Genomic DNA, 21,837 nt, shown 5'->3' on the forward strand with positions numbered 1-21,837 from the left:
GACCACTGACGACAAGGTCAGGTTGAAATTGCTAAAGAACGGAAATGCTCGAAGGAGGAATCGCAGACAAGCTTGGCAATGAGTACGAGGTTCGCTGGACACTCGTCGAAGTCTTGCGCGTGGTCCTCGGGTTTGCTGACGAGATTCGCGTCGAGCCCTACAACGAGCAAGCTGAGGGCTTGGAATTTCGGATCACCGCGACCGGCGTCGATGAGTGGCATCAATGCAAGCGGCGTAGAACGAGCGGCTCCTGGACACTGAAGAACCTGTCCGACGCCGGTGTCCTACAAGCCTTTGCTCGGAAGTTGGCCCAGACGGAGACGAAATGCGTCTTCGTTTCGTCCGACCCAGCCCCGGCGTTTGAAACCTTGTTAGAGAAAGCCCGCCTCGCCGAAACGGCGGCGTATTTTTATGGCGAGGGCGGTGTTGGCAAGGGCGACAAGGTCCCGTTGGAGGAACTCAACAAGGCTTGGGTAGTGGATGCCGATACGCTTTTCGACTGGCTCAAGCGCTGCAAGGTTGAGGTCACTTCCGACCAATCTCTTCGACGCCGTCTGGAAGACATGGCGAGGCTCCTGTTTCGGACACCGGCCGATCAAGTCATTGATCGCCTAGTCGGCTTTCTCAATACGAACCTCGGCCAGCGCCTCACAACCGATGTTTTAAAGCAGGCTATCGCCGATCTTGGCATCGACTGGCTAGCGCATTTGGATGAGACGCTGGACGCTAAATTCAGCTCGGCGACCGACGAGTACCTTGCCTCGCTATCTCCCAAAATAGCCGGGATCGATCTGCCTGTCGTCGATCTCGACGGGGTTGTTCAGACCGCCATCGCAGGCAAAGAGCCGATCACGATTGTGGCGGGCGGAGCGGGTAGCGGGAAGAGCGTCGTTCTGTCCCGGATCATTGCGGAAGCCCGAGAACGCGGCTGGCCTGTGCTCGCATTTCGTATCGACCGGTATCTTGAAACGCAGACGCTGGACGATTTGGGAAAAGCGCTGCTCGAACACGAGGGGAGTCCAGTGGCGAGCTTCGGCAGTCGCTACGCCGCTCGCCCAGCACTCCTTGTCATCGATCAGGTTGATGCGGTCAGCGAGGCGTCGGGTCGGTCAGGCAGGATGCGGGATCTGTTCTTCCGTATGATCGACCAGAGCCACCACTTCCCGCAAATGCGTGTTGTTGCTGCCTGTCGATCCTACGATCTGGATCGTGACACCCGCCTTGGAGAGTTATCGAAGGGGATGCTGGTCACGTCCGTTACGCTGAAACCGCTGGATTGGCAGGCCGCAATCCAGCCGCTCCTGGTACGTCTCGGCGTTGACGAAACCACACTGACAGAACGGTCCCGCCAAGTTCTGTCGCTGCCGATCAATCTCCAGCTTTTCGCGAGCATTGCAGAAGCGGGCGAGCGCGCCGATGGCGAACTATCGAGCGCGCGCTTGTTCGATAAGCTGATGGAAGTTCGCGAACACGCGCTTCGGTTGGCGGGTTTCTCGTGGACGGCCCTTGAGGCAATGGGAACGATTGCTCAAAGCATGAGCGACAATCAGGAGCTGACAGCCCCTGAGGCGGTGCTCGACAGATTCCAAGGCGCTGTGGGTGCGCTGAGTTCAGCCGGGCTCGTAACGGCTATCGGCAGGAAGCTCCAATTTTCGCACGAGTCGTTTTTCGACCAGACGTTCTCGCGTCATTTCATTGCGTCGGGCCAGACCGTTTATTCGCTGCTCACCGGCGATGAACAGCGGCTGTTCCGCAGGACGCAGGTTCGGCAGATTTTCTCCCGCCTGAGAGACAATGGCGGGCGCGGCTACCTCCTTAATCTTCGGGAGGTGATGGCGGCTGACGACGTGCGATACCTTGTGAAGGACGCCATCGCCTACTGGCTCAGCGAGGTCGAAGCGCCCACCAATCTGGAACTGGCGCTTGTTGAAGGCTGGTTCGCACCAGGCCATCCGGTCGAGAAGCTGGCTCAGGTCGTGCTCAACGGTCGCCAATGGCTGCCGATTTTGATTGCGAGCAAAGCGCTCGACCGGTTCGTAGAACTGGGCGGGGATAAAAAGGAACTGGCTTTCTGGCTGCTTCGAAAGGGGGCGGCCGGGCAACCTGATGTGGTTGCGGCCTACTTAGAGCGCTGGTGGCGTGTCGCTGCTGTAGCGAGGGTCGGAGAGCTAGTTGCGTGGTTTGAGCGCCTGTTTCCCGAAGGTCCGATTGGGCGGCTTGAAACGCTATATGCAGAGGCCGTTGCTTCCATACCCGCCACTGACATCAAAGAAGATTTTGAAGCGAATTTCGAGCTTGGCTCATGGGTTCACAAGAGCAGACCGCTCGGTGCGCGCGTTCTCGGTTTCTGGCTAAGCGCTTGGATGGCCGCATACCCAAACGGCCATCCCTTCAGCGGGTACCGGAGTAACGGCCATTCGTACTGGGTGCATGAACTTGCCGAGCATCAGCCTCAAGCGCTTCTTGAGGCGCTGGTCCCGGCATTCGCTGAAGCTCTGCAGAGAGACAAAGACGCGATCGCGGCGGGTACGTTGTCATATCCAACGATCAAGCCGCCCCATTACCAGCATGACCAAGAATATCTGAGGGCTGTGCTGCAAGCCTTTGAAACGCTGGCGGTCAGCGATACCGCTGCCGTTGAGCAGCTTTTGGATATCCTCGGCGACGAGACCGATGTCGCAATTTTCGTTCGCCTGCGGGCAATTGCAGCCAATGGGGAAGGCCTGCACCATCTGCTCGTGCCGCTGCTTGCCCGCGAGCGCATTTTTAAAGTTGGTGACGGTGATGGCGACTGGACGCCGTTTGCAAAAGCGGCCGCCGCAGCCATGCCGTACTTGGATGTCGCTGATCGCACCAAGGTTGAAGATGTCATTCTGGCCTACCGGCCAGAGTATAAATGGGCGCAGGAATATATACGCCGTTTCAAAGCAGACGAACTGTTCACCCGGCCTACGAGCCCTGATGATTACGTTCTTCACCAACTCAGACTGGCTGGCAGGGACGAACGCGCCATTCTGAAAACGATTGGACCTGATGTCCTGAGCGAGAGAGCCAGGCTGCGTCTCGCCGAGCTTGAGCGGAAGTTCTCTGGTGAGGCTTTGCCAGAGGCTTACGGTATTCGGGGCGGGGTTGTGAGGTCGCCGATCGGGCTTGAGAAGGCGCGGTTCATGTCTGATCGCGAGTGGCTTCGCGCCATTCGAAAGTACGCTGGCGATGAGCGCCATATCTACCAGGAGGACGGCGTGATCGGTGGTGCCCGTGAGTTGGCGTCCACTCTTCAGGCGCGCGTCAAGGAGGCGCCTCAACGCTTCGTGTCTTTTCTCGAAAAGCTGCCCGGCGACGTAAACGCCGACTACGCGGAGGCCGTCGTTAGCGGACTACGTGAGAGTGACGCTGATGGCGCGCTGGTTGCCAGGGCGATTAAAGCCGCGCTCCGATGGCCGGAAGGCGATTTCGGGCGGATGGCAAATTGGACGATTCAAAAGCACCCATCAGCTGGTCTGGATGCTGAAGTGTTGGCATTCCTGATCAGGAGCGCGAAGCACGGCTCTGCATCGGACACCGCCGTTCAGACGACCGGGCCGGCGAAGGAAAAGAAGAGAGAGCGGGCTTCCGAGCTGTTGTCGCGGGACGGAGATCTTTCGTCGAGCGGCATCAACGGCGAGCGTGGCGCGGCATATGAAGCCTTGGCTACCGTCCTGTGGGACCACGAGGAAACGCTACTCGACATCATAACGCTTCTGGAGCGACAGATTGAGGATGAGCCGCTCGGGTCTGTGCGGATTTGCATGGCCCATACGATCAACTCTGTCGGGAAGTATGAGCCTGATCGCGCAGTTCAGATGTTTAGGCGTCTGGTCGCAGTTGATCAGCGGGTTCTTCACGGTCACGCGGCTCAGCATATGCTCAATTGGGTTGCGCACCGGAGCCCCGATCTCGTCGGTGAAATTGTCAGCGATCTTTTGAAGTCAGCGCATGTCAGCCAACGCGCTTATGGGTATTTTCTGGAATCCTTGCTGGCCCTCTTGGATGATGAGCGTAACGCCGCATTTGTTGCCGGCTTCGCTGAATCATCGTTGCGGCGGCAGATGGCTGCTTATCGGGGGGCGGCAAACGTCGCTTCCGATCACCACGGAGATAGGGCCGCGGGCTGGCTGCTTCCGCTTTTCAGCGACGATGAGCGTTTAGTTCGAGCCGACACGGTTGGAATCGATTGGGGCAGCCTGCTCGGAGGCCCGTCGGACGGTTCAGCGTTCGTTAGAGGCTATATCGCTTCGCCGGCCTTCAATGACGATTCAGACCATCTTATGCGGGCGTTGGAGGACAGGGTCAGTCAGTTTCCAGAGCTGACTTTCGAAGCCGTGGATCGCGTCTTGGCATTGTCCGGTAGTTGGACCGAAGAGGACAAGCGCGGACACTATTCTACGCTCCACCATTTGAGCCGGGTGATTGTCGAACTCTACCGGTCAGTCGAAGGCGGGAGTGACGCGGAGCGGAAAATTCTCGATCTGTTCGACGTATATCTCTCGCGCGATGTTCATAACATCCGGGATGCCATCAGCGCTTATGAGCGACACTGATCCAGTTTTGTCGAAATACGAGGTCGCCGAGTGGAGTTCCATGCGGACGGCGTTACTGCGCTAGCGGCCAGGCAGGACGTCTCGCGGTGCGACCTCAACGAGCTGGTTTTGGTGGTAATCCTCTGCGAGGGATCACGCCTTGCTATCGCCCCTCCAAGAGCGCCACGGCGCGCGGGGGAAAGCGGCGGAAGACGCAGGCCGGCGGGCCGCATCGAACTCGACGCGGCTTGTTCCACCGGCCTGCTTCGCCATACGGCCGATCAAGGGCGCAGGCTGCGCATCGGACGTATGGCAGAGGCACAGACCAGCCCTTCGCCACCAGCGGCGCACCGAACTCGGCGCGTGATCCTCGGCGGCGACGGGCGGGACATCAATGAGGTTTGCGCGGCTCGGTGTTGATCTTCGCCCGCGCGTTCCGTTTGATCTGGACGGTTTGCTTTGCGTCTGTCGGGGCCGCCAACTCCTGCGGCTCCCAGTCGCTCATGCCCTGCAACACCAGATCGGCGTGTTTGATGGTGTCCACATGGCCGTAATGCTCCTGGATCATCTGCACCGACGTTCCCATCTGCTCGGCCAGCAGCAGTTCGCTGACACCCTCGGTCAGGCGGATGGTGGCGTAGGTGTGCCGGAACGAATAGGTCGAGCGCAGAATGCCGGAAGGTCCGACGCGCAGATTGGCGTCTTTCAGAAGGTCAGCGATGAAGGCCTTATAGAGGGTGCGCTCGGTCGTGCCGGTCGCACTGCTGAACACCGGGGCCTCTGGCGCGGTACTCACCGCGATGGCGCGGATGCGGTCCAGATATTTTCCGACATTGCTGCTCGGCGCGACAAGCTGGCGCGACTTGCCCTTGCCACGCACGGATAACACGGTGACCGGCTGGCCGTTTTTGTCTGTCGCCTCTATCACGTCGCGCCAACGCAGGTTGCGGGCCTCGGACGGCCGCATGCCCGTGTTGCACATGATCAGGACGAATTGATAAACCATGGCCCGATACCAGAGGGCGGTTTCGGTCTTTGCGGCATCGACCCACTTGGTGCGGGCGTGGGTATGGAGGCGGCGGTATTCCTCCAGCGAGAACGCATCCCGGCGCTGCTTCTCTAGCGCTGGCATCCCCTCGATACGGTGATGAGGTGGGGCCTCCTGTTTGGAAACGGCGTCATTGATGATGGCGCGGTAGATCTTCATCTCGAACCGGATGGTGGCGTCACTGACTATGATCCAGTCCGTGTTTTCGGACTCCGGGGTCTCCGCAGTTTGCTTGCCGATCGCGCCCCCTTTCTGCTTCGCCTTGTCATCGGCGAGGGCCTTGGCAGCATCGCGTTCGGCGTCCGTCATCGGACGCACGTTGCCGTGGCGGGTCATACGGCCAGGGCTGAGCGACCGCCGCCAGGACGGATAGTTCTGCCAACGATCCAGAGCAATCAGATCGATCTGGGTCTTGCCGACATAGGGGTTGAGCTGGTTCTTCACGACAGATTCGATGAGCTTCACGCGGCCCATTGTGATCTCGCCACGCTGCGCGCGTAGTCTCTGCTCCGCGATATAGTCCTTCGCCACGGCGGAGAACGGGCGGTTGAACACCGGCAGATTGCGCTTCAGCGCAAAGCGGACTTCGCTTTCGTGATCGTAGGCCAGGGTGCGCGCCGTAGTGATGTCCGGCGTCTTCAAAGCGATGGTCTTGTAGCGGGTCGCCTTCGGCAGGCGAACGCGGCAGTACCAATCCCGGCTTTGCAAATCGCCCCGCCGGAAGATGACCAGTCCGGGTTTTAGTTCTTCCTTGTCCGTGACAAACGCCATGACAGCCTCCATCGTCGTGCAGATTTCGTGCACATCGCGGCGCTAAGTCATTGATCTGCCGTGACGTGCATACATCGTGTAGGAATGCTGTAGCAGAAAATGCTGTGTATTTCCAGTTATTTAGTGTTTTAGCCCTCTCCCAACGGGAGAGGGATGCGAGAGGTCAGGCCGGCTTTTCTTCCAGACGCTTGTCCAGATAGGCGCCGACGCGGCGGTCGACGGCCGGGATGTGGTCTTGCCAGAAGTGGCTGGCGCCCTCTTCCAGTTCGTAGTCGATGATGATGCCCTTCTGGGTGCGCAGCTTGTTGACCACGCGCTCGACCTCGACCGGCGGGACGATGGTGTCGGCGGTGCCGTGCAGGAACAGGCCCGAGGCCGGGCAGGGGGCCAGGAAGCTGAAGTCGTACATGTTCGACGGCGGCGAGACGGAGATGAAGCCGTCCGTTTCCGGGCGGCGCATCAGAAGCTGCATGCCGATGTACGCGCCGAACTGGTAGCCGGCGACCCAGGTCTGGGTGGCGGCGGGATTGTTGGATTGCAGCCAGTCCAAGGCGGTGGCCGCGTCGGCCAGTTCGCCGATGCCGCTGTCGAACTCACCCTGCGACTTGCCGACGCCGCGCGAGTTGTAGCGCAGGGTGGCGAAGCCCCGCTTCTGGAACAACTGGTACAGGGTGACCGTGACGGGGTTGTTCATATGCCCGCCCGCCTTGGGGTGGGGATGCAGGATCAGGGCGATCGGCGCGTTGGGGCGCTTGCCCGGAGAATAACGGCCTTCGATGCGACCAGATGCGCCGGGCAGGATGACTTCAGGCATGGGCGGAGCGAATTCCCGTGTTCAAACATCATTTCGCAGCTGCGTAATACTTGACCACAGGGGTAGGACTTTCTAAGTCCGACCTGCGCGTCGACGCCTTCGCGAAGGCGCGGGTTCTAGCACAGGACCCTCGAAAAGCGCGCGATTTTTGAAGGTGCGCGATGCGTCTGTCGACCAAGGGACGATACGCCGTGATGGCGATGGCCGATCTGGCCCGGAACGGCCGGGACGGAAGCGGTCTGGCGCGGGCGGTTTCGCTGGCCGAGATCGCGGCCCGGCAGGAGATTTCGCTGAGCTATCTGGAGCAACTGTTCGCCCGTCTGCGCAAGAGCGGGCTGGTCTCGAGCGTGCGGGGGCCCGGCGGCGGCTATCGTCTGGCCCGGATGGCGGGCGAGACCATGGTGGCCGATATCGTTCTGGCGGTGGATGAGCCGATCCGCGCCACCCGCTGCGCGGCCCACGGCACGCCCAAGGGCTGCATGCTGGGCGGCGAGCGCTGCATCACCCATGATCTGTGGGAAGACCTGGGCGCGGAAATCCACGCCTATCTGGCGGCGGTGTCGCTGGAGGACGTGGTGCTGCGCCGCACCAGCCAGCGTCGCCGGTCGCAGGCCGCGGGTCTGGAGGCGGCGGCATGAGCGGCGTCTATCTGGACTACAACGCCTCGGGCCTCGTTCGCCCGGAAGTGCAGGACGTCATGGCGAAAGCCTTGGCCGACAACGGCAATCCGTCGGCGGTGCACGCCGCCGGACGTCGGGCGCGGGCGCGGATCGAGACGGCGCGGGCGCAGGTGGCCGATCTGGTCAGCGCCGATCCGACGGCGATCATCTTCTCGTCCGGCGGGACGGAGTCCAACGCCCAGGCCATCGTCAGCGCGCTGAAGGGCGGCTGCGAGCGGCTGATCGTCGGGGCGACCGAGCATCCGTGCGTGGCGGAAGCCGCGCTGGCGTCGGGCGCGCCGGTCGAGGTGCTGCCGGTCGATGCGAACGGCGTGGTCGATCTGGACTGGCTGGCCGAGGCGCTGGCGCGGCCGGGCACGGCGGTGGTGGCCATCCATCATGCGAACAATGAAAGCGGCGTGATCCAGCCGATCGCCGAGGCGGCGAAGCTGGTGAGGTCCGCGGGCGGCTGGCTGCACGTCGACGCCATCCAGTCGGCGGGCAAGATCCCGGTCGATATGCGCACGCTGGACGCGGACACCCTGACCCTGTCGGCGCACAAGCTGGGCGGACCGCAGGGCGTCGGCGCGCTGGTGCTGAAGGACGGCCGCGAGGCGGTGCGCATCCTGCACGGCGCCGGGCAGGAGCGCGGGATGCGCGCGGGCACCGAAAATGTGCCGGGCGTGACCGGTTTCGGCGTGGCGGCGGTCTGCGCCGCGCGTGATCTGGATGAGGCCATGGCCCACGTCGGCTGGCGCGACGCCGCCGAGGCGCGGGCGAGGGCGGCGGGGGCGGTGATCATCGGCGGGGCGGCAGATGCCGGGCTTGGGCGCCTGCCCAACACCCTGTTCATGGCCGTCGAGGGCTGGGACAGCCCGCAACAGCTGATCACGCTGGATCTGGCCGGAGTGATGATCTCGGCCGGCAGCGCCTGTTCGTCGGGCAAGACCAAACCGTCCAAGACCATCAGCGCCATGGGCCTGCATGATCTGGCCACCGGCGCGGTGCGTATATCCGGCGGCTGGGGCACCACCGAGCAGGACTGGATCCGGTTCGCCGACGCCTGGGTGTCGGCGTACGAAAAGCATGTCGCGCGTCTCAAAGAGCGCGTGAAGGAAGTCGCGTAAATCATGGCCGCCGTTCAGGAAACCATCGACGCCGTCGCCGCCCTCGAGAAATACGAGCACGGCTTCAGCTCGGACATCGAACAGGAGTTCGCCCCCAAGGGGCTGAACGCCGACATCGTGCGCTTCATCTCCGAGAAGAAGGGCGAGCCGGAATGGATGCTGGAATGGCGGCTGGCCGCCTTCGAGCGCTGGCAGGCGATGGAGGAGCCGACCTGGGCGGCGGTGAACTACACGCCGGTCGACTATCAGGACCTGTATTTCTACGCCGCGCCGAAGGAGAAGATCGGGCCCAAGTCGCTGGACGAGGTCGATCCCGAACTGCTGGCCGTCTACGCCAAGCTGGGCATCCCGCTGAAGGAGCAGGAAGTGCTGGCCGGGGTGCAGGGCGCGCCGCGGGTGGCGGTGGACGCGGTGTTCGACAGCGTCTCGGTGGTCACCACCTTCAAGGCCGAGCTGGCCAAGGTCGGCGTGATTTTCATGCCGATTTCCGAGGCCTTGCGCGAACATCCTGAGCTGGTGCGTCAATACTTGGGCTCGGTCGTGCCGGTCTCGGACAACTATTTCGCGGCGCTGAACAGCGCGGTCTTCAGCGACGGGTCGTTCGTCTACATCCCGCCGGGCGTGAAATGCCCGATGGAGCTGTCGACCTATTTCCGCATCAATGCGAGCCAGACCGGCCAGTTCGAGCGGACCCTGATCATCGCCGACAAGGGCAGCTACGTCTCCTATCTGGAGGGCTGCACCGCGCCGATGCGCGACGAGAACCAGCTGCATGCGGCGGTGGTCGAGATCGTGGCGCTGGACGACGCCGAGGTGAAGTATTCGACCGTCCAGAACTGGTACCCCGGCGACGCCGAGGGCAAGGGCGGCATCTATAATTTCGTCACCAAGCGCGCCGACTGCCGGGGCGACCGGTCCAAGGTGTCGTGGACCCAGGTGGAGACCGGTTCGGCCGTCACCTGGAAATACCCGTCCTGCGTCCTGCGCGGCGAGGAGAGCTCGGGCGAATTCTATTCGATCGCCATCACCAACGGGCATCAGCAGGCCGACACCGGCACCAAGATGATCCATCTGGGCAAGAATACGAAGTCGCGGATCATCGCCAAGGCGGTGTCGGCGGGGAAATCGGACTCGACCTATCGCGGCCTGGTCTCGGTGCATGCCAAGGCCACGGGGGTGCGCAACTTCACCCAGTGCGACAGCCTGCTGATCGGGAAGGAGTGCGGCTCGCACACCATTCCCTATATCGAGGCCCGCAACGGCTCGGCCCAGCTGGAGCACGAGGCGACGACGACGCGCCTGAGCGACGATCAGATGTTCTATGCGCAACAGCGCGGGCTGTCGCAGGAGGAGGCGGTGGCCCTGCTGGTCAACGGCTTCGTGCGCGACGTGCTGCAGCAGCTGCCGATGGAGTTCGCCGTCGAGGCGCAGAAGCTGGTGGCGATCTCGCTGGAAGGGTCGGTCGGATGACGCTTTCAGCGCACGATCAGATCAAGCCTGAGGAATGGACACAGGACGGGACTTTTGCTGGTAGCGATGGTCGCCCCGTCCGCTGTTACGACGACGTGGTCCTTTCGCGCGCGCTCCCTGTCGATGGTGGCGTTAGGACGGACCTCAATGAGGTGCCTCCGGGCACAATCGCGACCGTGCTCTTCTATTCCACCGGTTCAATCCGCTTGGCGCAGCTCGAATGCTACGTCGGCGAGGACGCCTTCACCTTCGGCTACGAAGAACTTTCGCGGCTAAAGCTGCACATGACGAACGAAGAGAAATACCCGCGTTGACCCTCTCCATCTCCAACCTCCACGTCTCCGTCGGCGACAAGCCGATCCTCAAGGGGCTGACGCTCGACGTTCCCGCCGGCGAGGTGCACGCCATCATGGGGCCGAACGGGGCGGGCAAGTCGACGCTGGGCTACGCCCTGTCGGGCCGTCCGGGCTATGAGGCCACCGCCGGCGCCGTGGCGTGGAAGGGCGACGACCTGCTGGGTCTCGATCCGGCCGAGCGGGCGGCCAAGGGCGTCTTCCTGTCGTTCCAGTATCCGCTGGAGATCCCCGGCGTGCCGGCGATGACCTTCATCCGCACCGCCCTGAACGCCCAGAAGCGGGCGCGCGGCGAGGAGGAGGTCTCGGCCCCGGCCTTCCTGAAGCTGGTCCGGGCGGCGTCGGCGGCGCTGAAGATGGATTTCGACATGCTCAAGCGGCCGCTCAATGTCGGCTTCTCGGGCGGTGAGAAGAAGCGGATGGAGATCCTGCAGATGGCCCTGCTGGAGCCGTCGCTGCTGATCCTCGACGAGACGGATTCGGGTCTGGACATCGACGCCCTGCGCATCGTGTCGGAGGGGGTGAACGCGCTGCGCAGCCCCGAGCGGTCGATGCTGGTGATTACCCACTACCAGCGCCTGCTGGACTATATCAAACCCGACCGGGTGCATGTGCTGGCCGCCGGCCGCATCGTCGCCTCGGGCGGTCCGGAGCTGGCCCACCAGCTCGAGGCCGAGGGCTACGACAAATATGTGATGGAGGCGGCGTGAACGCCCTCCCTCTGATCGATCTGAAGGACGCGTCCAGCTTCCCGTCGCGGCGGGTGGAGGCGTGGAAATATTCGGACCTGCGCAAACTGCTGCGCGAGGCGCCCGCGCCGTCGCCCTCGGCCGCGGTGCCGGTCGTCGGCGGGGGACCGTTCGAGGCGCTGGGCGGGGACGCCATGGTGTTCGTCAACGGCCGGGCCGTGGGTGTGAACACCCTGGTCGCCTCGGGCGAGCAGACCCTGCGCCTGCGCTATATCTCCAAGGCCGAGGGCACGGGGCACGCCGCCACGGCGCGCATCTCGGCGCGGGCGGGCGCCAGGCTGCTGCTGCTGGAGACGCATGAGGGCAAGGGCGCGGCCTATGTGGCGCACAACCGGCTGGAGCTGGACGTGGCGCGCGGGGCCGAGGTGATCCGGGTGGTGCTGGTCGACGAACCGGCCGACGCCATCTCCATCGGTCAGGCCGAGGTCCGGGTCGAGGCGGGCGGCGTCTATCGCCAGACCGTGCTGACGACCGGGGCGAAGCTGCAGAGGTTCGAGACCCAGCTGCTGCATTTCGCGCAGGGCGCGGATGTGCAGCTGGACGGCGCCTATGCGCTGAGCGGCGAGCGGCACGCGGACCTGACCACGGTGGTCGAGCATGTCGCCGCCGACGGCCTGACCAGCCAGATGACCAAGGGGGTGGTGCGCGACGCGGCGCGCGCGGTCTTCCAGGGCAAGATCGTGATCCAGCGCGGGGCCGACGGCGCCGACGCCAGGATGCAGCACCACGCCCTGATCCTGGGCGAGCGGGGCGAGGTCGACGCCAAGCCCGAGCTGATCATCTACGCCGACGACGTGCAGTGCGCGCACGGCAACACCGTCGGCAATCTGGACGAGTCGGCCCTGTTCTACATGCAACAGCGCGGCATTCCGGCCGAGGAGGCGCGCGCCCTGCTGGTCGAGGCCTTCCTGATCGAGGTGGTGGACCGCATCGCGCACGACGGCGCGAGAGAGGTGGCGAGGACATGGCTGACGGATCGCCTGTAATGGCCTTTGACGCCTATGCCGCCCGCGCCCAGTTCCCGATCCTGTCGCGGACGGTGAACGGCAAGCCGCTGGTCTATCTGGACTCGGCCGCCTCGGCGCAGAAGCCGCGGGCGGTGATCGACGCGCTGGTTCAAACGATGGAGGGCGGCTACGCCAATGTCCACCGCGGCCTGCATACCCTGGCCAATGAGACGACCGAGGCGTTCGAGGCCGCGCGCGAGAGCGTGGCGCGGTTCCTGAACGCGGAGACGCCGGACAACATCGTCTGGACCAAGGGCGGCACCGAGGCGATCAATCTGGTGGCCAACGGGATCGGCCTGTCGATCCAGCCGGGCGACGAGATCATCGTCAGCCAGATGGAGCACCACTCCAACATCGTGCCCTGGCACCTGCTGCGCGAGCGGCGCGGGGCGGTGCTGAAGTGGATTCCGGTGCTGGACGACGGCTCGCTGGACATGGCGGCCTATGCCGACCTGCTGGGGCCCAAGACCCGGGTCGTCGCCGTCACCCACATGTCGAACGTGCTGGGCACCATTAATCCGGTGGCCGAGATCACGCGCATGGCTCATGCGGTCGGGGCAAAGGTCCTGATCGACGGCTGTCAGGGCGCGGTCCATGCGACGCCGGACGTTCAGGCCATCGGCTGTGACTTCTACGTCCTGACCGGCCACAAGCTGTACGGCCCCACCGGTATCGGCGCCCTGTACGGCACGACCGGCGCGCTGGAGGCCCTGCCGCCCTATCAGGGCGGAGGCGAGATGATCGAGACGGTCGAGATGGACCGGGTGACCTACGCCAAGCCGCCGCACCGGTTCGAGGCGGGGACGCCGCCGATCCTGGAGGCCATCGGCCTGGGAGCGGCGATGGACTGGCTGGGCCAGTACGACCGCGCCGCCGTCGATGCGCACGAGCGCGCCCTGTATGCCCACGCCCGCACGCGGCTGGACGGGGTGAACTGGCTGAAGGTGGTCGGCGAGGCGGAAGGGAAGGGGGCCATCCTGACCTTCACCGTCGAGGGCGCCCACGCCCATGACGTGGCCCAGATCATGGATCGTTACGGCGTGGCCGTGCGGGCGGGCCTGCATTGCGCCGAGCCGCTGGCGAAACGATTTGGCCTGACCTCGAGCGCCCGGGCCAGCTTCGCCCTATATAATACGACCGAGGACGTCGACACTTTCGCCGACGCCCTCATCAAGGCCCGTGAGTTCTTTGCATGACCGACCCGACGCCCCCTGCCGAAGCCCCTGCCGCTGACGATGACGGCGGTCGCACCGCCGCGGTCGAATCCGGCAAGATCAGCCAGCAGGAGCTGGATCATCTCACCGACGGCATCATCGAGGCGCTGAAGTCGGTGTTTGACCCGGAAATCCCGGTCGACATCTATGAGCTGGGCCTGATCTACAAGGTCGACCTGTCGGACGAGCGCGACGTCCAGGTCGAGATGACCCTGACCGCTCCGGGCTGCCCGGTGGCCGGCGAGATGCCGATCTGGGTGGAGCAGGCGGTGATGAAGGTCGAGGGCATCCGTTCGGCCCGCGCCGACATCGTCTTCGACCCGCCGTGGGATCCCTCCAAGATGAGCGACGAGGCCAAACTCGCGCTCAACATGTTCTGAGGACCGGGATGAGCGAGCTTCAAACAACAACCCGTCCCCGCCGTCCGCGCCCCAAGGCCATCACGCTGACGGACGCCGCCGCCGCGCGCGTGAAGGACCTGACGGCCTCGGCCGAGGGCGCGGTCGTGGGCCTGCGCGTCGGCATCAAGAACGGCGGCTGCGCGGGGCAGGAATACACCTTCGCCTTCGCCGACGCCGTCGGGCCGCTGGACGAGGTGGTCGAGGACAAGGGCGCGACCGTGCTGATCGATGGCAAGGCCGTGCTTTACCTGATCGGGTCCGAGCTGGACTTCGAGACGACGAAGCTGGCGTCCAAATTCGTGTTCCGCAATCCGAACCAGACCGACGCCTGCGGCTGCGGCGAGAGCGTCACCATCGTTCCGGTGAAGGCCGACTGAGATGATCCGGCTGGAAGGGGTGACGAAGCGCTACCGCAGCGCGGCGGGCGAGCGCGTGGCGCTGGACAGCGCGGACCTTGAGGTCGCCAAGGGTGAAATCTTCGGCGTGGTCGGGCGCTCCGGCGCGGGCAAGTCGACCCTGATCCGCACGATCAACCGGCTGGAGACGCCGGACGCGGGCAAGGTCTTCGTGGACGGGCAGGAGATCACCGCCCTGAACCCGGCCGAACTGCGCGCCGCGCGCCGCCGGATCGGCATGATCTTCCAGCATTTCAACCTGCTGAACGCCAAAACCATTGCAGAGAATGTCGCCTTCCCGTTGCGGCTGGAAGGGCGGCCCGCCGCCGAGGTGAAGGCGCGGACGGCGGAGCTGCTGGAGCGGCTGGGGCTGTCGGAGCATGCCGACAAGCATCCGGCCCAGCTGTCGGGCGGCCAGAAGCAGCGCGTCGGCATCGCCCGGGCGCTGGCCTGCGGGCCCTCGGTCCTGTTGTGCGACGAGGCGACCAGCGCGCTGGACCCGGAGACGACCGAGGACATCCTGACCCTGCTGGATCAGCTGAACCGCGAGCTGGGCCTGACCATCGTGCTGATCACCCACCAGATGGAGGTGGTGCGCCGGGTCTGTGATCGCGTGGCCGTGCTGAAGGACGGCCGGATCGTGGAGCAGGGCGCGACGGCCGACGTCTTCCTGCATCCCCAACATCCCGTGACCCGCGCCATGCTGGCCGAGGGCGAGGAGGCGTTTGACGCCTCCGTCGTGCCCGCCGGGGCGCGTCTGGCGAAGCTGACCTTCCGCGGCGCCTCGACCTATGAGCCCGAACTGAGCCGCGTCGCGCGGTCGGTCGGGGTGGACTATTCGATCCTGTCAGGCCGCATCAGCCGCATCCGGGGCGAACCCTATGGCCAGCTGGTCGTGGCCTTCACCGGCGGCGACGCCGAGGCGGCGGTGGCGCAACTGAGCGCGCGCGGCGTCGCGGTGGAGGCGGCCTGATGTTCGACAATGTGGACTGGGCCGAGATCGGTCGCGCGACCGTGGACACCCTGCTGATGCTGGGCGGGTCACTGGTGCTGACGGTGGTGCTGGGCATTCCGCTGGGCGTGCTGCTGTACCTGTCCGGCAAGGGGCGGCTGGCGGCCAATCCGGTGCTGAACGCCGTGCTGTCGTTCGTGGTCAATGTGCTGCGGTCGGTGCCCTTCATCATCCTGCTGATCGTCATGCTGCCGGTGACGGTGCTGCTGGTCGGGACCTCGCTGGGCGTAGCCGGCGCCATCCCGCCGCTGGTCGTCGGCGCCGCCCCCTTCTATGCGCGGCTGGTCGAGACGGCCCTGCGCGAGGTGGACAAGGGGGTGGTCGAGGCGACCCAGGCCATGGGCGGCTCGACCTTCCAGATCGTCACCCGCGCCCTGCTCCCCGAGGCCCTGCCGGGCGTCATCGCCGGGGCGACCGTCACCGCCATCGCCCTCGTCAGCTACACCGCCATGGCGGGGGTGGTCGGGGCCGGGGGTCTGGGCGACCTCGCCGTGCGTTTCGGCTATCAGCGCTTCCAGACGGACGTCATGGTCGTGACCGTGGTCCTGCTGCTGGTGCTGGTTCAAATCCTTCAGATGATCGGCGACCGCGTGGTCACCGCCGTCTCTCACCGCTGATCGCTCCCCCGAAAGGTCAAGCCATGATCCGTCGCTCCCTCCTGCTCTCCGCCGCCGCCGTCCTGACGCTTGCCGCCTGTGGCGCGGGCGGTGAGAAGACCGGCGGGGAGGGCGCCGCTCTGGTGGTCGGCGCGACCGCCGTGCCGCACGCCGAAATCCTGGAGGTCGTGAAGCCGATCCTCGCCGCCGAGGGCATGCCGATCGAGGTCAAGGTGTTCAACGACTACGTCCAGCCGAACGTGCAACTGTCCGAGCGCCGACTGGATGTGAACTACTTCCAGACCAAGCCCTATCTCGACGAGTTCAACGCGGCGCGCGGGACCAGCCTGATCACGGTGGCCGGCGTGCATGTGGAGCCGCTGGGCCTGTATTCGCGCAAACATACGACGCTGGCCGCCCTGCCGAACGGCGCGCAGATCGTGCTGCCGAATGACGCCTCGAACACCGGGCGGTCGCTTCTGTTGCTGCAGGCGGCGGGTCTGATCACCCTGCGGGACAGCCAGAACCCGCTGCAGACGGTGCGCGACATCACCGCCAATCCCAAGGGCTTCCAGTTCCGCGAAGTCGAGGCGGCGACCATCCCGCGGATCCTTCCGCAGGTCGATGCGGCGGTGATCAACACCAACTATGCGCTGGACGCCGGACTGAAGCCGCGCACCGACGCCCTGTCGCTGGAGGGGGCGAACAGCCCCTACATCAACTATCTGGTGGCGCGCCCCGACAATCAGAACGATCCGCGGGTCCAGGCCCTGGCCCGGGCCCTGCGCAGTCAGGCCGTGAAGGACTTCATCGCGCAGAAATACGACGGGGCGGTGATTCCGGCGGCTTGAAGGGGATTAGGGATTAGGCGATCGAGGCTCGTTCAGGCGGCGGATTCGCCCCCGAACAACCTCATCCCTGGTCCCTGATCCCTCACTTAACCGGCGTCTCCACCTGCACCGCGGGCGTTACCGGCAGCCCCGTGGCCTCGGCGATCAGTTCGGCGGTGCGGCCTTCGACGGCCGCTTCCAGCCGGGCGAGGAACTCGTCCTTCGGCAGGCCGACGGGGATGGGATCGAGGAACTCCAGCGTGGCCGTGCCGGGCGTCTTTCGGAACGCCTCCTGCGGCCAGAACAGGCCCAGGTTGGTGGCCAGCGGCACGACCGGCATGTTGAAGTCGCGGTACATGTGCCAGACGCCCGAGCGGTAGCGGTACTTCTCGCCAACTCTGGCGAGGTGGCCCTCGGGGTAGATCAGGATTTTTCGGCCCTCGGCATGGGCGTCGGCGGCGCGATGCTTCAGGGCGTCGCGCGCGGCGCGGCCGCCGCAACTGTTGACCACGATGGCGCCCAGCTTGCGCAGAACCGTGCCCAGCAACGGGAATTTCTCCAGATGGTCGCCGGTGACGAAGGCGAGGTCCCTGAAGCGGTCATAGGTGGCGAAGCCGTCGCCCCAGCTCTGGTGCTTCGAGGCGATGATGAAGGCGCCCTGCGGCAGGCGGTCCTCGCCCCGGTAGCGGATGCGGATGCCGGCCAGGACGCGCATGGCCTGCACCATGCGCCGGACATAGCGGCGGATGATCCAGCCCGTGGCCTTGCGGCCGGGCGCCAGCGCCGCGAAACAGGCGGCGAGCGTGTAGGCGATGGACAGCGACCAGTAGGCGATCGCGAAAATGAAACTGCGCATGCGAGGACTATGCCCTGTTCGCGGGCCGGGCCAAGCGCTCAGGCCGCGCGGTCAAGCGCCTCGGCGGAGGTGACCCGGTTCCGGCCCGCCCGCTTGGAGGCGTAGAGGGCGGCGTCGGCGCGTTCCAGCAGGGCCGAGGCGGCGTCGCCGGGACGATGCACGGCGAACCCGGCGGAGATGGTCACGGCGCCCAGCTCGTCATTGGTGGAGCGGCGACGCAGGGAGCGGGAAGCGATCTCCTTGCGGATCGCCTCCAGCGCGGTCTCGACCCGCGCGGGGGTTTCGCCCGGGAAGATGATGGCGAACTCCTCGCCGCCATAGCGGGCGGCGATGCGGGGCGTCTGGCCGAAGCGACCGATGACGCTGGCGACATAGCGCAGGACCTGATCGCCGGTCTGATGGCCCCAGGTGTCGTTGAAGCGCTTGAAGTGATCCACGTCGAGCACGGCCAGGACCATGCTCTCTCCGGTGGCCTCGACATGCTCGCGGGCGGCGGCCAGGTGTTCGTCGAAGGCCTTGCGGTTGGCGAGGTTGGTCAGGGCGTCCGTCATCGCGTCGCGGCGCACCTGCTCAAGGTGTTCCCGCAGGCGGGCGACTTCCCGGGTCGAGACGTCGAGCTTCTTCTCCAGCGTCTCGTTTTCGCGCTGGATGCGGCGGGTGGCGGTGGTCAGCCCGCCCACGATGGTCTTGAGGGCGTCGCCGTCGCCGGCGGCGTCAAGGCTGCTGGCGGCCTTGTCGAGGGTCTGGCCATAGGCGGTCTGGGACTTGTGGGCGCGGGAGATGGCGTCGGCGACGCTGGACAGTTCGCGGTCCAGAACCCGACCGGCGTCCCGGATTTCCTCGGTCAGGCGACCGCGCGGCAGATATTCCGCCGCCAGCATGTCGGCCGTGGCTTCGGTGAAGGGGTCTTCGGCGGCCAGCAGGCGCTGGATCTCGCGGCCCAGCGCGCCTTCGGGATCACCCAGATAGTGCAGCCAAAGCTCGAAATTCAGTGGGGTCGGCCAGACGCCCGCGGTTTCCATCTCGTCGATCACCCGACGCGACAAGCTATAGGCTTCCGGTCCCCGGAGCGCGGTCTCGACCGATGTGGTCATGCGGAATTCTTCCCCCCTTGCGCCGGACACACGAGACCGGACGCAGGCGGGGAGGCTAGACCGTGGATAGGTAACGACGGGTTAAGCGTGGCCGTCTCCGGCCTTCAAAAACCGTCAGTCCCTGATCGTCACCGGGCGGCGCAGGAAGGCGGGAATCTCGGCCTCGCCGAACGGCCGGCCGTTGCCCGCGCGCGGGTCTTCGGCCGGGGCGGCCTCGCGCTTGTCGGCGTTGCGGCCACGGTCGCGACCGCGTTCACGGCGGGGCTCGCGCGGTTCGCGGGGCTCACGCGGGGCAGGGGCCTCGACCTCGACGGGCTCCGGCGTCGCTTCCACGACCGGAGCGGCCTGGACCGGCGCGTCCACGGCGGCCTTGGCGCCGCGGCGGCTGCGCGTGCGGCGGGCGGGGGCGGCTTCCGTGTCGTCGGAGGCGGCGACCGGCGCGGGGCCGGGCTGTTCGGTCTGAACCTGCGGCGCCTCGTCCTCGTGAGCCGTGCGCGCCGGGCGTTCGCTGCGGCCACGACCGCCGCGCTTGTCGCCCCGACCGCCGTCACGACCGCCCTCGCGGCGCGGCTGGTCCTTGATGGCGGTGAAGTCGATGCCGTCCAGAACCAGTTCCTGCGGGTCCATCTTGATCAGCTTCAGCACCTTGTCCAACGCCTTGTCGTCGGACGGGGTGACGATCATGAAGGCCTGACCCAGCTTGCCCGCGCGACCGGTCCGGCCGATGCGGTGCACATAGTCGTCGGCGTGGTGCGAGACGTCGTAGTTGAAGACGTGGCTGACATCCGGGATGTCCAGGCCGCGCGCGGCGACGTCGGAGGCCACCAGGATTTTCAGCGCGCCCGAACGGAAGTCCGCAAGGGTCTTCGTGCGCAGGCTCTGGTCCAGATCGCCGTGGATCGGCGCGGCGTCAAAACCGTGCAGCTTCAGCGACTTGGCGACGATATCGACTTCGGATTTGCGGTTGCAGAAGACGATGCCGTTGCGCACGTCCTCGCGGCCGATCAGGGCGCGCAGGGCGGTGCGCTTGGCCTTGGGGTCCGAGGTCGGGATGCGCACGACGTACTGGGTGATTGTGTCGGCGGTCATGGCCGGACGCGAGGCCTCGATCCGGGTCGGATCCTTGAGGAACTGCGTCGTCAGGCGCGTGATTTCCGGCGGCATGGTGGCCGAGAAGAACAGGGTCTGGCGCTTGGGCGGCGTCAGTTTGAAGATCTTCTCGATGTCCGGGATGAAGCCCATGTCCAGCATGCGGTCGGCTTCGTCGATGACCATGATCTCGACGCCGTTCAGCATCATCTTGCCGCGCTCGAACAGGTCGATCAGGCGGCCCGGGGTGGCGATCAGCACGTCCACGCCCTTGTTCAGGGCGGCGACCTGATCGCCCATGGAGACGCCGCCGATCAGCAGCACCCAGTTGAGCTTGGTGCCCTTGGCGTATTTGGCGAAGCTTTCGGCGACCTGGTCGGCCAGTTCGCGGGTCGGGGCCAGCACCAGGGCGCGAGGCATCCGGGCGCGGGCGCGGCCCGACTGCAGCCGGTCGATCAGGGGCAGGGTGAAGGCGGCGGTCTTGCCGGTGCCGGTCTGGGCGATGCCCAGGACATCACGGCCGGCGAGGGCGACCGGGATGGCGGCGGCCTGAATGGGGGTGGCGGTCGTATAACCGGTGTCGGCGACCGCTTGCAGGGTCGTGGGCGAGAGGCCCAGTTGCGAAAATTCTGTCATGAATCCTTGGGACTGTGGAAGGACACCCCGCGCATCGGAGCGTCGTGCGATGTCTCGGAACCGCCCTGTGCCGTGGGCGAGCGGGCGGCGCGAATTCGCCAGTCCTGTCCCGTAACGTGGGCCGCATATAGAAGCCCCCACGCGATAGTCAACTATTCGTGTGACGGTGTTCGGGGGTTGGCAGAACCTAACAGGCTGTTAATAGTCCGCATTGGGAAGGGTCTGTTTGAGGGTATCTGCATGCTGCGTGCGTTAGCCGTGGCGACCGTAGCGGTCGCTTGTCTCGCCGCCGGTCCGGGTCGGGCCGACATGAATTCCGCTTTCGGCAATACGGTGCTGTCACGCTATCCCGACGGGGGATGGGTGAAGCACTGGTTCAATCCGGACGGCAGCTACAATGCGCAGTTCTCGGACGGCCGCCGCCTGGCCGCGCGCTGGAGCGTGCAGGGTGAACGGGTCTGTCTGACCAATATGCGTCCGAACATGCTGATCCCGCGCTTCTGCACCACCCTGATCCAGGCCGATGTGGGCGACACCTGGCACTCGCGCGACCCGCTGGGCCGCCGCGTGCAGAACGTGCTGGTGGCGGGGCGGCAGTAGTCATCGGGTGGGGGCGCCAAGCGTGACCGAAACCCAGCCATCGGACCTCAATCGTCGACAATCCGGTGGCTCATTCGCGCCACCCAGCCCTCGTTGTCGGTCAGACCTACAAAATTGTTGGTAGAGGAGAGGCGTCTGGCGCCGAAGGCCGCGCTCCGTGGGAAGACCCGATGGGCGGCGATCACGGCTGCCTTTATGTGCGCCGTCAGTTGGCTCGCCACCGGACCGGCGGATGCCCAGGAGGTTCGTGACCACGGAACGACGACCAGAGGCCTTCTTCGGGACCGGTTTGAACTGGAGACGGCTCAAGGCGCCGTGACGCGGGCGGGGGCTGACTGTGAGGTCACGCACGCCCGGCTTCGGGGGCGTGACGCGACAGGCACTCCGCAGTTCGAGGTGACCTGCCGGGACGCACCCGGCTATCTCGTCATAGGTCAGCCCGTCTTCAACGCGATCAACTGCCTCACTTTGCAGGGAGCGCCTGGCCGGCCGCCTGACAACCGGAGAACGCGATCGCCGCGATGCGAATTGAGTGAGAACCGGAACGCGCGTCCGCA

At 65.4% G+C, this 21,837-nt stretch carries 19 protein-coding genes; 14 read left to right on the forward strand and 5 right to left on the reverse strand.

Annotated elements, in window-relative coordinates:
- Positions 1 to 44 precede the first annotated feature (44 nt).
- On the forward strand, positions 45 to 4,580 hold the full coding sequence (locus ACW174_RS12860; protein WP_492014834.1) for a hypothetical protein: 4,536 nt from the start codon (positions 45 to 47) through the stop codon (positions 4,578 to 4,580).
- 370 nt (positions 4,581 to 4,950) lie between these two features.
- Here ACW174_RS12860 and ACW174_RS12865 read toward each other — a convergent pair whose 3' ends face one another.
- Positions 4,951 to 6,378: a tyrosine-type recombinase/integrase gene (locus tag ACW174_RS12865; RefSeq protein WP_492014835.1), complete on the reverse strand. Its 1,428-nt coding sequence runs from the start codon at positions 6,376 to 6,378 to the stop codon at positions 4,951 to 4,953.
- A 163-nt stretch (positions 6,379 to 6,541) separates the two neighbouring features.
- The gene (locus ACW174_RS12870; RefSeq protein WP_492014836.1) at positions 6,542 to 7,192 is read right to left on the reverse strand and encodes an alpha/beta hydrolase; all 651 of its coding nucleotides are present in this window, start codon (positions 7,190 to 7,192) and stop codon (positions 6,542 to 6,544) included.
- Positions 7,193 to 7,353: 161 nt separating this feature from the next.
- Here ACW174_RS12870 and ACW174_RS12875 point away from each other — a divergent pair, with 161 nt between their 5' ends.
- From ACW174_RS12875 to ACW174_RS12930, 12 genes are read left to right on the forward strand one after another with little or no spacing between them, the layout of a single operon-like run.
- Positions 7,354 to 7,830, forward strand: a complete 477-nt coding sequence (locus ACW174_RS12875) for an Rrf2 family transcriptional regulator (RefSeq protein ID WP_492014838.1) — start codon at positions 7,354 to 7,356, stop codon at positions 7,828 to 7,830.
- A complete protein-coding gene (locus ACW174_RS12880) occupies positions 7,827 to 8,978 on the forward strand; it encodes a cysteine desulfurase family protein (RefSeq protein ID WP_492014839.1) in 1,152 nt (383 codons plus the stop codon). Before ACW174_RS12875 ends, ACW174_RS12880 begins: the two co-directional genes overlap by 4 nt.
- Positions 8,979 to 8,981: 3 nt before the next feature.
- Positions 8,982 to 10,448 carry a Fe-S cluster assembly protein SufB gene (gene sufB / locus ACW174_RS12885; RefSeq protein ID WP_492014840.1) on the forward strand — a complete coding sequence of 489 codons (1,467 nt, stop codon included), beginning with the start codon at positions 8,982 to 8,984 and terminating at the stop codon, positions 10,446 to 10,448.
- Positions 10,445 to 10,762: a hypothetical protein gene (locus ACW174_RS12890; RefSeq protein ID WP_492014841.1), complete on the forward strand. Its 318-nt coding sequence runs from the start codon at positions 10,445 to 10,447 to the stop codon at positions 10,760 to 10,762. Before sufB ends, ACW174_RS12890 begins: the two co-directional genes overlap by 4 nt.
- A complete protein-coding gene (gene sufC / locus ACW174_RS12895) occupies positions 10,759 to 11,511 on the forward strand; it encodes a Fe-S cluster assembly ATPase SufC (RefSeq protein WP_492014843.1) in 753 nt (250 codons plus the stop codon). Before ACW174_RS12890 ends, sufC begins: the two co-directional genes overlap by 4 nt.
- On the forward strand, positions 11,508 to 12,536 hold the full coding sequence (sufD, locus tag ACW174_RS12900) for a Fe-S cluster assembly protein SufD (protein WP_492014844.1): 1,029 nt from the start codon (positions 11,508 to 11,510) through the stop codon (positions 12,534 to 12,536). Before sufC ends, sufD begins: the two co-directional genes overlap by 4 nt.
- Positions 12,515 to 13,753: an aminotransferase class V-fold PLP-dependent enzyme gene (locus ACW174_RS12905; RefSeq protein ID WP_492014845.1), complete on the forward strand. Its 1,239-nt coding sequence runs from the start codon at positions 12,515 to 12,517 to the stop codon at positions 13,751 to 13,753. Before sufD ends, ACW174_RS12905 begins: the two co-directional genes overlap by 22 nt.
- A complete protein-coding gene (locus ACW174_RS12910) occupies positions 13,750 to 14,151 on the forward strand; it encodes an SUF system Fe-S cluster assembly protein (RefSeq protein WP_492014847.1) in 402 nt (133 codons plus the stop codon). Before ACW174_RS12905 ends, ACW174_RS12910 begins: the two co-directional genes overlap by 4 nt.
- An 8-nt stretch (positions 14,152 to 14,159) precedes the next feature.
- Positions 14,160 to 14,549 (forward strand): HesB/IscA family protein, encoded by a 390-nt coding sequence (locus ACW174_RS12915; protein WP_492014848.1) that lies wholly within the window; start codon positions 14,160 to 14,162, stop codon positions 14,547 to 14,549.
- 1 nt (position 14,550) lies between these two features.
- A complete protein-coding gene (locus tag ACW174_RS12920; protein WP_492014849.1) occupies positions 14,551 to 15,540 on the forward strand; it encodes a methionine ABC transporter ATP-binding protein in 990 nt (329 codons plus the stop codon).
- On the forward strand, positions 15,540 to 16,196 hold the full coding sequence (locus ACW174_RS12925) for a methionine ABC transporter permease (RefSeq protein WP_492014851.1): 657 nt from the start codon (positions 15,540 to 15,542) through the stop codon (positions 16,194 to 16,196). The genes ACW174_RS12920 and ACW174_RS12925 overlap by 1 nt, the downstream gene beginning before the upstream one ends.
- 23 nt (positions 16,197 to 16,219) lie before the next feature.
- Entirely contained in the window at positions 16,220 to 17,026 is an 807-nt protein-coding gene (locus tag ACW174_RS12930; protein ID WP_492014853.1) for a MetQ/NlpA family ABC transporter substrate-binding protein, read from the forward strand.
- An 82-nt stretch (positions 17,027 to 17,108) separates the two neighbouring features.
- On the opposite strand, the gene ACW174_RS12935 is transcribed toward ACW174_RS12930, so the two are convergent.
- The 3 genes from ACW174_RS12935 to ACW174_RS12945 all read right to left on the reverse strand — a co-directional run bounded on the left by ACW174_RS12935 (position 17,109) and on the right by ACW174_RS12945 (position 20,680).
- Positions 17,109 to 17,861, reverse strand: a complete 753-nt coding sequence (locus ACW174_RS12935; protein ID WP_492014854.1) for a lysophospholipid acyltransferase family protein — start codon at positions 17,859 to 17,861, stop codon at positions 17,109 to 17,111.
- A 38-nt stretch (positions 17,862 to 17,899) separates the two neighbouring features.
- On the reverse strand, positions 17,900 to 18,955 hold the full coding sequence (locus tag ACW174_RS12940) for a GGDEF domain-containing protein (protein ID WP_492014855.1): 1,056 nt from the start codon (positions 18,953 to 18,955) through the stop codon (positions 17,900 to 17,902).
- Positions 18,956 to 19,069: 114 nt separating this feature from the next.
- A complete protein-coding gene (locus ACW174_RS12945; protein ID WP_492014856.1) occupies positions 19,070 to 20,680 on the reverse strand; it encodes a DEAD/DEAH box helicase in 1,611 nt (536 codons plus the stop codon).
- A 309-nt stretch (positions 20,681 to 20,989) separates the two neighbouring features.
- Here ACW174_RS12945 and ACW174_RS12950 point away from each other — a divergent pair, with 309 nt between their 5' ends.
- Positions 20,990 to 21,280, forward strand: coding sequence for a hypothetical protein (locus ACW174_RS12950; protein WP_492014857.1), 291 nt, complete (start codon positions 20,990 to 20,992; stop codon positions 21,278 to 21,280).
- Positions 21,281 to 21,837: the final 557 nt, after the last annotated feature.

It is taken from the genome of Brevundimonas sp. AVps31 (genome assembly GCF_058681355.1).